The organism is Arthrobacter sp. efr-133-R2A-120 (assembly GCF_030209835.1).
Classification (GTDB): domain Bacteria; phylum Actinomycetota; class Actinomycetes; order Actinomycetales; family Micrococcaceae; genus Arthrobacter.
Window position 1 is genome coordinate 74,786 of sequence record NZ_JARVRF010000019.1, and the last position, 12,777, is coordinate 87,562.

General features: G+C 63.1%; 9 protein-coding genes. 6 read left to right on the forward strand and 3 right to left on the reverse strand.

Annotated elements, in window-relative coordinates; translation table 11 throughout:
• Positions 1–12: 12 nt before the first annotated feature.
• Together uvrB and QRN52_RS11005 are read left to right on the forward strand one after the other, a co-directional pair.
• Entirely contained in the window at positions 13–2,100 is a 2,088-nt protein-coding gene (gene uvrB / locus QRN52_RS11000; protein ID WP_284752759.1) for an excinuclease ABC subunit UvrB, read from the forward strand.
• A gap of 179 nt (positions 2,101–2,279) precedes the next feature.
• Positions 2,280–3,314 (forward strand): TerC family protein, encoded by a 1,035-nt coding sequence (locus QRN52_RS11005; protein WP_284752760.1) that lies wholly within the window; start codon positions 2,280–2,282, stop codon positions 3,312–3,314.
• A 64-nt stretch (positions 3,315–3,378) separates the two neighbouring features.
• Here the strand turns inward: QRN52_RS11005 and QRN52_RS11010 are convergent, their stop codons facing one another.
• Genes QRN52_RS11010 through QRN52_RS11020 form a run of 3 tightly spaced genes read right to left on the reverse strand, consistent with a single transcriptional unit; the run spans position 3,379 to position 7,764 of the window.
• On the reverse strand, positions 3,379–4,725 hold the full coding sequence (locus QRN52_RS11010; protein WP_284752761.1) for an alpha/beta fold hydrolase: 1,347 nt from the start codon (positions 4,723–4,725) through the stop codon (positions 3,379–3,381).
• Positions 4,718–5,218, reverse strand: coding sequence for a GNAT family N-acetyltransferase (locus QRN52_RS11015; RefSeq protein WP_284752762.1), 501 nt, complete (start codon positions 5,216–5,218; stop codon positions 4,718–4,720). Before QRN52_RS11015 ends, QRN52_RS11010 begins: the two co-directional genes overlap by 8 nt.
• A gap of 20 nt (positions 5,219–5,238) precedes the next feature.
• Entirely contained in the window at positions 5,239–7,764 is a 2,526-nt protein-coding gene (locus QRN52_RS11020) for a DEAD/DEAH box helicase (RefSeq protein WP_284752763.1), read from the reverse strand.
• 57 nt (positions 7,765–7,821) lie between these two features.
• On the opposite strand from QRN52_RS11020, the gene QRN52_RS11025 reads away from it, so the two are divergent.
• The 4 genes from QRN52_RS11025 (at position 7,822) to QRN52_RS11040 (ending at position 12,760) form a co-directional block, all read left to right on the forward strand.
• Entirely contained in the window at positions 7,822–8,601 is a 780-nt protein-coding gene (locus QRN52_RS11025; protein ID WP_284752764.1) for a trans-aconitate 2-methyltransferase, read from the forward strand.
• Between the two features lie 69 nt (positions 8,602–8,670).
• Positions 8,671–10,485: an ABC transporter ATP-binding protein gene (locus tag QRN52_RS11030; RefSeq protein ID WP_284752765.1), complete on the forward strand. Its 1,815-nt coding sequence runs from the start codon at positions 8,671–8,673 to the stop codon at positions 10,483–10,485.
• Positions 10,482–12,386: an ABC transporter ATP-binding protein gene (locus QRN52_RS11035; protein WP_284752766.1), complete on the forward strand. Its 1,905-nt coding sequence runs from the start codon at positions 10,482–10,484 to the stop codon at positions 12,384–12,386. Before QRN52_RS11030 ends, QRN52_RS11035 begins: the two co-directional genes overlap by 4 nt.
• Entirely contained in the window at positions 12,383–12,760 is a 378-nt protein-coding gene (locus QRN52_RS11040; protein WP_284752767.1) for a GntR family transcriptional regulator, read from the forward strand. The genes QRN52_RS11035 and QRN52_RS11040 overlap by 4 nt, the downstream gene beginning before the upstream one ends.
• Positions 12,761–12,777: the final 17 nt, after the last annotated feature.

Consider the following 12,777-nt stretch of genomic DNA (forward strand, 5'->3'; position numbering starts at 1 on the left):
TACATTGGATTCATGAGTCTTGCCCAGGAGATCAACCGTGTCGTCGCGCCCTTCGAGGTCATCAGCGAATTCAAGCCGGCAGGTGACCAGCCGGCCGCTATCGCGGAGCTGACCGAACGGATCAACAACGGCGAGAAAGACGTCGTCCTGCTCGGCGCCACCGGTACGGGCAAGAGTGCCACCACCGCCTGGTTGATCGAACAAGTGCAGCGGCCCACGTTGGTGATGGTCCAAAACAAGACCCTGGCCGCGCAGCTCGCCAACGAGTTCCGGGAGCTGCTGCCCAACAACGCGGTGGAGTACTTCGTTTCCTATTACGACTACTACCAGCCCGAAGCCTACGTTCCCCAGACGGATACCTTCATCGAAAAGGACTCTTCCGTCAATGAGGAGGTCGAGCGGCTGCGGCACTCGGCAACCAACGCGCTGTTGACCCGGCGGGATGTCGTCGTGGTGGCTACCGTGTCCTGCATTTACGGCCTCGGTACCCCGGAGGAATACATCGCCGGGATGGTCACTCTCAGCAAGGGCGCCGAGATGAACCGGGACGATCTCCTGCGCAGGTTCGTCGCCATGCAATACACCCGCAATGACATGGACTTCCACCGCGGCACTTTCCGCGTCCGCGGAGACACCGTGGAAATCATCCCCATGTACGAAGAGCTGGCCCTGCGCATCGAGTTCTTCGGCGACGAGATCGAGAACATTTACACTTTGCATCCGGTCACGGGCGACGTCATCCGTGAGGAAACGGAGATGTACATCTTCCCGGCCTCACACTACGTCGCCGGGCCCGAACGCATGTCCCGCGCCATCACCGCCATCGAAGAAGAGCTCGCGGAACGGCTCAAAGTGCTCGAAGGCCAGAACAAGCTGGTGGAGGCCCAGAGGCTGCGCATGCGCACCACCTACGACCTCGAAATGATGCAGCAAATGGGTTTCTGCAACGGCATCGAGAACTACTCACGCCACATCGATGGCCGCGGCTCCGGCACAGCCCCGCACTGCCTCATCGACTACTTCCCGGACGACTTCCTGCTGGTCATCGACGAATCGCACGTTACGGTTCCACAGATCGGCGCCATGTACGAGGGCGACATGTCGCGCAAGCGCACCCTCGTGGACCACGGCTTCCGGCTTCCTTCCGCCATGGACAACAGGCCGCTCAAATGGGATGAATTCCTGGAGCGGGTGGGCCAGACCGTCTATCTTTCCGCGACCCCCGGCAAGTACGAACTGGGCAAGGCGGACGGGTTCGTCCAGCAGATCATCCGCCCCACCGGCCTGATCGATCCCGAAGTCATCGTGAAGCCGACCAAGGGCCAGATCGACGACCTCCTTGGCGAAATCCGGACGCGGGTGGAGCGCGACGAACGCGTGTTGGTCACCACGTTGACCAAGCGAATGGCGGAGGACCTCACCGACTACCTGCTGGGCCACGGGGTCAAGGTCCAATACCTGCACTCCGACGTCGACACCCTCCGGCGTGTGGAACTGCTCCGTGAACTCCGCATGGGCAGCTTTGACGTCCTGGTGGGCATCAACCTTCTCCGCGAGGGCCTCGACCTGCCCGAAGTGTCACTTGTCAGCATCCTCGACGCCGACAAGGAGGGTTTCCTCCGATCGGCCACCTCCCTCATCCAGACCATCGGCCGCGCCGCCCGAAACGTCTCAGGCCAGGTCCACATGTACGCCGACCGGATCACGGACTCGATGGCCAAGGCCATCGAGGAAACCAATCGCCGCCGGGAAATCCAGATCAAATACAACACGGACAACGGTGTCGATCCCCAGCCGTTGCGCAAGAAGATCGCAGATATCACCGATCAGCTTGCCCGCGAAGACGCCGACACCCGCGAGTTGCTGGCCGCAGCCGGAAAGGGCGGCCGGACCGGCAAGGGCAAGGGCACTTCGAAGGTCCGGCAAGATGGCCTGGCCGCAGCGCCTGCCGAAGACCTGGTGGGTCTGATCGAACAGCTGACCGAGCAGATGCACGCGGCCGCCGCCGAGCTCCAATTTGAGATCGCTGCGAGGATCCGTGACGAGGTGGGCGACCTCAAGCGCGAACTCCGCCAAATGCAGTCCGCCGGGCACGCTTAGGGTAAAGTTGGGGCTACGTAGGGGAGTATCCCAAGCGCTAAGTCCGTCAACACGCAAGGCACAGACGCCTCGCCGGGCCTAGCGGATTGCCATTTGAGCGTTGTTGCCTTCGGGCATGGAGACGCAGGCAGGTCGGAGAGACTTACGCCGTTTTGGCGTACCTGCGAAAGGCATTTTAGATGCAACTCCCCGCCTGGTTTGAGATCGGCTCTTTCGTCGTTCTCGGAATCATCCTCCTTGTCGACCTTCTCCTGGTGGTCAAGCGTCCGCACGAACCCTCCATGAAGGAAGCAGGCCTCTGGGTCGCTTTCTACGTCACCCTCGCCTTGGTGTTCGCCGGAGCGATGTTCGCTTTTGCCGGCCCGGAGCATGGCAGCCAGTTCATCGCCGGTTGGGTGACCGAATACAGCCTGAGTATCGACAACCTCTTTGTCTTCATCATCATCATGGCGCGGTTCTCGGTGCCCCGTAAGTACCAGCAGGAAGTGCTGATGGTGGGCATCATCATTGCCCTCGTCCTACGGGGTATCTTCATTGCCCTTGGTGCCGTGGTGATTGAGCAGTTCAGTTGGGTCTTCTACATCTTCGGCGCGTTCCTGCTGTGGACCGCGTGGAAGCAGGCCACGGACAACGGCGAAGACGAGGAAGAAACCTCCGAGAATCCGCTTATCGCCCGCATCCGCAAAGTTGTCCCGATGTCGGAGAAGTTCGACGGAGGCAAGCTTCGAACCACGGTCAACGGCAAGAAGCTGTTCACGCCCATGCTGATCGTCTTCGTGACCATCGGCATGACGGACCTCTTGTTCGCCGTGGATTCCATTCCGGCGATCTTCGGACTGACGCAGAGCGCCTTTATCGTCTTCACGGCCAACATCTTCGCCCTCATGGGCCTGCGCCAGCTCTACTTCCTGCTTGGCGGGCTCATGAGCCGGCTGATCTACCTCAAGCACGCACTGTCGGTCATCCTCGCGTTCATCGGCGTGAAGCTGGTCCTGCACGCCATGCACGTCAACGAACTGCCCTTCATCAACGGCGGCCACCATATTGAATGGGCTCCGGAGATCCCGACCTATGTGTCCCTGGCCGTCATCCTCGGCACGATCGTGGTGGCGGTTGTCGCGAGCCTCCTGACCCCGGCCGCCAGCAAGTCCAAGCTGGACGCTCGGCTCGAGGAAGATTCCCGCAAGAGCATGAACAAGGTTTCCGGGCACTAGTTACTACGGAGCCGCTGACAACTGCGGAACGCTTCTGAGCCCCGGTCACTATGGTGGCCGGGGCTCAGTTCGTGCCGCGGGCCATTCCCAGGAGTCGTTTGAAGATTCCTTCCCCGTCTTCGCCGATGCCATCGTGATGAAAGTCCCCTGTGGTCCAGGCCTGCAGTCCGCGCACGGCCGCCGCGGTTTCCATGGAGAGCTGGTAGTCCACATAGATGTCGTCGCGATACACAGCAGCCGCGACGGGCACGGTGTTCGCCTTCAACCGGGACACATCGTAGAGGGGTTTCCAGTCTTGCTTGCCGGCCAACAGCGCTGCCACTTCCTGCAGTGGCACAAGCGCCGGATCCTGTTCGAAATACCAGGGGTAGACCATTTCGCCCGTCAGGAGCGGCTCTGCGGCATCGGGATGGAACTCGGGGAACTCCTCGCGCACCCGCCACGCCGCCCAGTCGGTGGCCTGCCCTTGGCCGTAGATGGACTCGTGCAAAACCGCGTACAGGGGATTCGATGCCCGGGAAACGAGGCCGTGGACCTGTTCCAGAAACGCGTCGGAGAGGCGTTCTCCCCCGGGCGATGGCACGAAAGCATCCTCCAGGAGCGAGTGCAGGGCATCCACACGGGCGTTCCCGCCCAGGAAGGATCCCACCATTTGGAAGCGTTCCGTGGTGAGGCGTTCCCCGCTGGGCAGCCGCTCCTCCGTGGAATCCAGATGCCGCGCGATCCGGGTGACCCGCTTGCGGTCCTCCGGATACCACGCGAAGTATTCCGCGTTGCGGTCCGCGACCCGTCGGAAGGTGGCGCGGTAGACGCGTTCGGCGGCACCTTCCAACGGGGCCAGACCTCCCGTGATGAGCACTTCGTTCAAACCTTCGGGCGCGAAGGACAAGTATGTCAGCGCGCAGAAACCGCCGAAGCTCTGGCCAAGGACGGTCCATGGCTCCGAACCCAAGGTCTTCCGGATAAGTTCAGCGTCGGCCACGATCGAGTCGGCACGGAAATGTGTGAGATAGTCCGCCTGCGCCGCGGCATCGCCCCGGAGCGGCAAGGTGTTGCGGTCTGCCGGGGTGGACAAGCCCGTGCCCCGTTGATCCAGCATCAGGATGCGGAAACTCCTTCCGGCAGCCTTCATCCAGCCGGACAGGGTCGTGGTCCGGGTGCCGCGCCCGCCGGGCCCGCCCTGGAGGTAGAGCAACCACGGCAGCCGGGCCGTGTCCTCCTCCGAGTGCTCGGCGGAGACGAACTCCCGGGCGAAAACGGTGATCGTTTCCGCGTTGCCGGAAGCCGCCATACCTTCCAACGCCCAATGGTCGAGGGGGACCGTGAAGAAGTGCTCGGTGGTGCGGACACCCCGGAATTCGTGCCGTGCCCGGATCGTGTGCGCCGCTCGCTCAGCCACCCGCTCAGCCACGTGCCATGACCTTGTCATCGCTGCCGAATGCGCCCAGCGCTTCGCCGGTCAGCCGGAACGTCGACCAGCCGTCCATGGGCACGGCACCTAGGCTGCGGTAGAAGTTGATGGACGGTTCGTTCCAGTCCAGGACACTCCATTCCACCCGTGCATAACCACGTTCGACGGCGGTGGCCGCCAGATGCTGCAGGAGCGCCTTCCCGTGGCCCTCGCCCCGCGCACCCGGCGTGACGTAGAGGTCCTCGAGATAGATGCCGTGGACGCCTTCCCACGTGGAGTAGTTCAGGAACCACAAGGCGAATCCCTGGACGTCCCCGGCTGCGTTTTCCGCCATGTGCGCGTACACCCGCGGATTCTCGCCGAACAGGGCATCGCTCAGCATTTCCGGCGTGTTCTTCACGGCGTCGGGCTCTTTTTCGTAGACCGCAAGCTCATGGATCATCTGCAGGATCGCGGGTACATCGGACACTGTGGCAGGGCGGATAACACTCATGATTCGAGCTTACTAGGCGCCTAGAGGCGGTTGACGGCCATCACCCTGACCACAGCGGTGCCGCTCTCGTCGGAGGCTGCCAAGTCCACTTCGGCGGAAACACCCCAGTCATGGTTGCGGGCCGGGTCATCGAAAATCTGCCGCACCCGCCAGATGCCGGGTTCCTCGGTGATCATGAGGAGTCCCGGGCCGCGGGCATCGGGGCCGGTTCCGATGTCGTCGTGTTCGTCGAAGTAGTCGTCCAAAGCGTCTTCCCAACGCTCCGCATCCCAGCCGCTGCCGGCGTCGAGCTCGCCCAAAGCGGCCGCGTCCTCGTCCGCGAACAGCTCAACACGGCGGAACATTTCGTTGCGGACCATGACCCTGAAAGCGCGGATGTTGGACGTGAGCGACGGCGGTGGGGGAGGCGGAGCGTCGTGCGGCGTCGGAGCCACCCCGGAGGTGAGTTCTTCCCACTCGTCGAGCAGGCTGGAGTCGACTTGGCGGACCAGTTCACCCAGCCAGGCGATGAGGTCCTCGAGGTCTTCGCGGAGCGCGTCCTGCGGCACGGTCTGACGCAAGGCCTTGAAGCCGTCGGCCAAATACCGCAACACGATCCCCTCGGATCGGGCCAGCCCGTAGAACTGGACGAACTCACCGAAATTCATGGCGCGCTCATACATATCGCGGACCACCGACTTGGGAGCAAGCTCAAAGTCGCCCACCCAAGGGGCTGCCTTGCGATACACCTCGAACGCTTCGCCCAGGATCTCCGCGAGGGGCTGCGGGTAGCTCACCTCTTCGAGCATCGCCATGCGCTGGTCGTAATCGATCCCATCGGCCTTCATCGCTGCGACGGCCTCGCCGCGTGCCTTCTTCTGCTGCGCGGAGAGGATCTGGCGGGGCTTCTCGAGGGTCGCTTCGATCACGGACACGACGTCCAAAGCGTACGACGGCGACTCCGGATCCAGGAGCTCGAGCGCGGCAAGGGCAAACGGCGAAAGCGGCTGGTTCAGCGCGAAGTTGGCTTGCAGGTGAACCGTCAGCCGCACGGAACGGCCTTCTTTCTCCTGCTCGGCCTCAGGAATGCGTTCAACCACTCCGGCTGCCAACAGCTCGCGGTAGATACTCAGGGCCTTCTTCATGAGCTGCAGTTGCGCGGGCCGTGCCTCGTGGTTTTCGGTGAGGAGACGGCGGGCAGCGGCGAAAGGATCTCCGGGGCGCTCCATCAAGTTGAGCAGCATTGCATGCGTCACGGTGAAACTCGAGGTCAACGGGTCCGGCACGGACTCCACCAAACGGGTGAAAGTGGGCTGCCCCCAGGAGACGAAGCCTTCCGGCGGCTTCTTCCGCACCACTTGCCGCAGTTTCTTCTGGTCGTCGCCGAACTTTGCGGTGGCTTTTGCCATCGCCTTCGCGTTCTCCACCACGTGTTCGGGAGCCTGCACCACTACCGTTCCGGCAGTGTCATAGCCCGCGCGGCCCGCGCGGCCGGCGATCTGGTGGAACTCCCGGGAGTTCAACAGGCGGGTGCGAACGCCGTCGTACTTGCTGAGCGCCGTCAGGAGGACTGTGCGGATGGGAACGTTGATCCCGACGCCGAGCGTGTCGGTCCCGCAGATGACCTTCAGGAGCCCTGCCTGTGCCAATTGCTCCACGAGGCGGCGGTACTTCGGCAGCATGCCTGCGTGATGGACTCCGATGCCATGGCGGACCAGCCGGTTCAGGGTCTTGCTGAAGCCGGCGGCGAACCGGAAACCGGCAATCAGCTCGGCGATCTTGTCCTTTTCCTCGCGGGTGCACATGTTGACGCTCATGAGGTTCTGGGCACGCTCGATGGCCTCGACCTGGCTGAAATGCACTACGTACACGGGAACCTGCTTGGTGCTCAGCAGTTCCTCGAGGGTTTCGTGGACCGGCGTTTCCTGGAAGTAATAATGCAGCGGGATGGGCCGTTCGGCCGAACTGACGGTGGTCGTGGACCGTCCGGTGAGTTCGCTCAGGCCGGTCTCGAAGCGGCTGACGTCTCCCAGGGTGGCCGACATCAGCAGGAACTGGGCCTGGGGGAGTTCCAGGAGCGGCACCTGCCACGCCCAACCGCGCTGGGGATCGGAGTAGAAGTGGAATTCGTCCATGATGACAGTGCCGAGCTCGGCTTCCTTGCCTTCGCGCAAAGCGATGTTGGCGAGGATTTCGGCGGTGCAGCAGATGATCGGGGCGTCCTGGTTGACTCCTGAATCACCCGTGATCATGCCGACGTTCTCGGCTCCGAAAATGTCGCAGAGCGCGAAGAACTTTTCGGAGACCAAGGCCTTGATGGGGGCCGTGTAGTAGCTGCGCAAACCCCGGGACATCGCCTCGAAGTGCGCGGCGATCGCCACCAGCGATTTCCCGGAACCGGTGGGGGTAGCGAGGATGACATTGGAGCCGGACGCGAGTTCCATGATGGCCTCGTCCTGGGCTGGATAGAGCTGAAGCCCGCGGCTCTCCGTCCATTCGACGAAGCGGGTATAGATTTCGTCCGGGTCAACGGATCCGTCGCCGGGGAGCTGCTCAAGAAGTTTCATTGCCTTCCAGCTTAGTGTGGGTGGAGCAGACCACGGAGACCGACGATGGAGGATGCAGTGAAGTGGGATCCAGCCAAGTACATCGAGTTCGGCAATCACCGCGACCGGCCGTTTTTTGACCTGACCTCAAGGATCTTGGCGGAGGATCCGCGGCACGTCGTGGATCTGGGCTGCGGCCCGGGAAACTTGACGGCGACCCTCGCGACGCGATGGCCAGGTGCCGCCGTCGTCGGGCTGGATTACTCCGCCGAAATGCTGGCGAGGGCCCAAGTCCTCGCTGCCGCGCAACCGGGCCTTTCGTTCGTCCATGCCGACATTGCGGAGTGGGCACCGGAAGCGGACACCGACGTCGTGGTCAGCAACGCGGCGCTCCAATGGGTGCCAGGGCACTTGACGATGCTCGCCGCTTGGCTGGAAGCGCTGAAACCGGGCGCATGGTTTGCGCTCCAGGTCCCCGGAAACTTCGGCGCGCCTTCCCACGTGCTCATGCGCGAGCTGGCCGCTTCGCCGGAATGGTCCGGAAGGCTCTCCGGTGTGCTCCGCCACGACGATGCCGTCGGGGAGCCGGCCGACTACCTGCGGATCATGCTCGACGCCGGATGCGACGCCGACGCGTGGGAAACCACCTACCAGCAACTACTGCCGGGAGCCGATCCTGTACTGGAGTGGGTGCGGGGGACCGGCCTGCGCCCGGTGCTCGCCGCCCTTCCCGAAGACGAAGCGCGCACCTTCGAAAACCAATACGCAGCCGTGCTCCGCGAGGCCTATCCACGGGACCGGCACGGGACCGTGTTTGCCTTCCGCCGGATTTTTGCCGTGGCGCAAAAGCGGGGCTGATCGGGCCCAGCTCCACACGCCTCCGGAAGTGCCGCCATTACAAGGTTTCGCACTGTGATCTGAACTACAATGGCAACGCGATCGCGGGGCGGCATCGTGTGGAATCCGCTGCTCCGGAGGCCAACGATTGGAGGCAGTGTGCTGGCATCCTTGCTGTTGCAGCGCTTGGCCCCCTACAAGTCCCACGTGCTGGCCATTGTTCTCCTGCAGCTGGTCCAGACCGGCGCCACACTCCTCCTGCCCACCCTCAACGCCAAGATCGTTGACGATGGCCTCGTCGCCGGAAACAGCGAGGTGATCCTGCGCTTGGGCGCTTGGATGCTGGTTCTCACGGTCGTCCAGGTGCTTGCCGCCGTGCTGGCCGGTTACCTTGGAGCGATTGTCGCCATGAAGATCGGCCGCGGGCTGCGGCAGGACCTCTTCGACAAGATTCACTCCCTGCCCGACCAGGACGTCGCGGCCTTCGGACCGGCCAGCCTCGTGGTCAGGACCACCAATGACGTCCTGCAACTGCAGAACATCACTGTGCTTGTTTTCAGCATGCTCGTGGCAGCACCCGTCATGGGCATCGGCGGCGTGATCCTGGCAGTCGAACAGGACGTTGCCCTGTCCTGGATCGTTTTCGCCATCGTTCCCGTGTTGCTGGTCATCATGCTGTTGATTGTCCGCAAGCTCGTCCCGCTGTATCGCGAGGGCCAAGGCTTGGTGGACCGGATCAACGGCGTGCTCCGAGAACAGATCCTGGGGACCGCGGTCATCCGCGCTTTCGTCCGCCAGCCGTTCGAGATGAAACGGTTCGAGGCCGCCAACGACGCCCTGACAAAGAACAACCTCCGTTCTGCCCGGATAGTCGCGGCCATGCTTCCGCTCGTCATGACCGTGGTCAATCTCTCTTCCGCCGGCGTGGTCTGGCTCGGCGGCCATCGCATTATTGCCGGAGACATGCAGTTGGGTGCGCTGACTGCATTCATCGCGTACATCATGCAGATCCTCCTGGCGATCATGATGGCAATGTACGTGTTGAGCACTGCGCCCCGCGCGGCTGTCAGCGCCGAACGCGTCACCGAGGTGCTCAAGACGGAATCTGAAACGGTCCTGCCGGGAAACACAGCCGATGGGATGGCTGCAGGCACCTCGCAGGCGGAGGGCCTGCGCTTCGACAATGTCGTTTTCGCCTACCCGGGGGCCGAAACGCCCGTGTTGGAAAACATCACCTTCCATGCGGCCCCGGGAACCACGACGGCGGTCATCGGCTCCACGGGAAGCGGCAAGTCGACCATCGTCAGCCTTGTGCCAAGACTGCTTGAGGCGACCAGCGGCAGCATCTCGCTCGATGGACGGGACATCGCTGGCGTTCCCCTCGGTGCCTTGCGCGACCAGCTCGGCGTCGTGCCCCAGGAGACCTGGCTGTTCCGCGGAACCATCGCCGAGAACCTGCGGATTTCACTACCGTCCGCGACAGATTCGCAATTGTGGCATGCCCTTGAGGCGGCCCAGGCAGCGGATTTCGTCAACGAGTTGCCGCAAGGACTGGAAACCACGTTGTCCCAAGGCGGTGCCGGTCTCTCCGGCGGTCAGCGACAGCGCCTATGCATAGCCCGCGCAATCCTGCGCCCCGCATCTGTCTACCTCTTTGACGACAGCTTCTCGGCGCTGGACACAGTGACGGAAGCAAAGCTCCGTGCAGCGCTTGAACCGGAACTCCGCGGGGCAACCGTCATCATCGTCGCCCAGCGCGTCAACACCGTAGTGTCGGCGGACCAGATACTGCTCATCGACGAGGGCCGCCTGGTGGCAAAGGGAACCCACGACGAACTTCTTGAGTCCTCGGAGACCTACCGGGAAATCGTGGCGTCCCAGCTGGAAACGGAAGAAGCCGCATGAGCAGCGAAGGCGAGCAACTCGCCGCCACAGGGAAACCATCGCGCTCGCTCCTCCGCCTGGTTGGCTTGATGAAGCCCGCCCGCGGAGTCATGACGGCGGCGATCCTGTGCATCTGCGGCTTTGTCACGCTCAATGTCGCCGCCCCCAAAATACTCGGAGACGCCACCGACGTCATCGCGGCTGCCGTGTTCGGCGCGCAGTTCGACACTGGGCGCTTCGTCTTCCTGCTGCTCGTGGCCGCGGCCATGTACTGCGTCACTTCATTGCTCAGCTGGGCGCAGGGCCGCCTCAACGCCCTTGCCGTCCAGCGGCTCGCGTACGAGCTGCGGGAAGCCGTGGAAGCGAAACTGCACCGGCTTCCCGTCGCCTACTACGACGGCCGCTCCCGGGGCGACGTCCTGAGCCGTGCCACGAACGACCTCGACAACGTGTCGCAAACGCTCAACCAACTCCTTTCCCAGCTCTTGACCTCGACGTTGATGGTCATTGGTTCCCTCGGGATGATGCTCCTTCTTTCGCCGCTCCTCGCCGTGGTGTCCCTCTTGGCTGTTCCGGTATCGGCCTTGGCATCGGTTATCGTGACCCGACGCTCGCAGAAACACTTCGTCCGGCAGTGGGAAGCCACGGGAGACGTGAACTCCCTCGTGGAGGAGACAGCCACAGGTCACGAGACCATCAAGCTTTTCAACGCCCAGTCTGCGATGGCGGTCCGCTTCGCTACCCACAACGACGGCCTGTACGCCGCCAGTTCCAAGGCACAGTTCGCTTCGGGGTTGCTGGTACCCCTCATGGCCTTCGTCTCGAACGCCAGCTATGTGGGAGTTGCGATTGTTGGTGCCCTGCAGTTCCTCGCGGGGGCGATGAGCATTGGCGGCATTCAAGCGTTCATCCAATTCAACAGGCTCTTCAGCCAGCCGCTGGGCCAGATCGGCGGAATGGCCCAGGTCCTGCAATCGTGCGCAGTTTCCGCCAGCCGGGTCTTCGAGCTGTTGGACGCCGCGGAATTGACGGGGGAACCGGCGGAACGGGACGCTGGTTCCCGCGCCGACGCCGGTTCGGGGCTTGAGGCAGGGCTTGATCTCCAGTCCGATTCCCCTGCGGGGAGGGTTGCCTTCGAACGCATCTCCTTCAGCTACCGGCCGGATGCGCCCCTGATCGAGGACCTGTCCTTCCACGTGGAACCGGGACAGACCGTTGCTATTGTCGGGCACACCGGAGCGGGGAAGACCACGCTAGTCAGCCTGCTCATGCGTTTCCACGAACTCGGATCCGGAAGGATCACCATCGACGGCGTGGACATCGCCGGCCTGGGACGTGACGCGCTCCGCCGGAATTTCGGCGTCGTTCTCCAGGATCCGTGGATTTTCACTGGCACCATCCGGGAGAACATTGAGTATGGACTTCCGGGCGCCAGCGAAGCAGAGATCGTGGCCGCGGCCGAGGCAAGCCATGTTGACCACTTTGTCCGCTCGCTGCCCAACGGCTACTCAACCATGCTCAGCAACGGAGGCGAACCCCTCAGCCAGGGCCAGAGGCAATTGCTGAGCATCGCGCGCGCAAGGCTCTCGGGCCGCCCCATTCTGATCCTGGACGAGGCGACAAGTTCGGTGGACACCCGCACGGAAGTCCTTATCCGCCAAGCGATGCACCGTCTGCGGAGCAACAAGACCTCATTCGTCATTGCGCACCGCTTGTCCACTATCCGCGACGCTGATCTAATTCTCGTCATGGACCACGGACGGATCGTTGAACACGGCACCCATCATTCGCTGTTGGAGCGCGGCGGGCACTACGCCCGCTTGCACGAAGCACAGTATGCCGCCGGTGGCGGCGAACTCGCCGCGATGCCCGTGAGGTCCGCCAAGCATCGCGCCAGCCAAGGGGAGAGGGAAGCCTCATGAGCCCGCTCGGGTTTCCCGGTTCGTGGCGTCCCAATCAGTCCAGCACCGTCGCACTGTATGAACAGCTTCGGCTCCGGATTATCGAGTTGGCCGACGGCGGCACCCTGGCTGTCGGTACCAAACTTCCCGCGGTGCGCAGCCTGGCTGAACAGTTGGATGTCGCCCCCCACACAGTGGCCCGGGCCTACAAGGAACTTGAAGCTGCGGGAGTGGTTGCAACCCGTGGCCGCAACGGAACAGTCGTGTGTGCCCGGGATGACCGCTGGAGCGCATTGGCAGCGGTCGCCGCGAGTTACTCGGCGGCGGCCAAAGCGCAGGGCGCCAGTTTCGCGGAGGCTGTCCAGCTTCTGGCAGCCGCTTATGACGCCGATTGATACCCATCGGTAGGGTG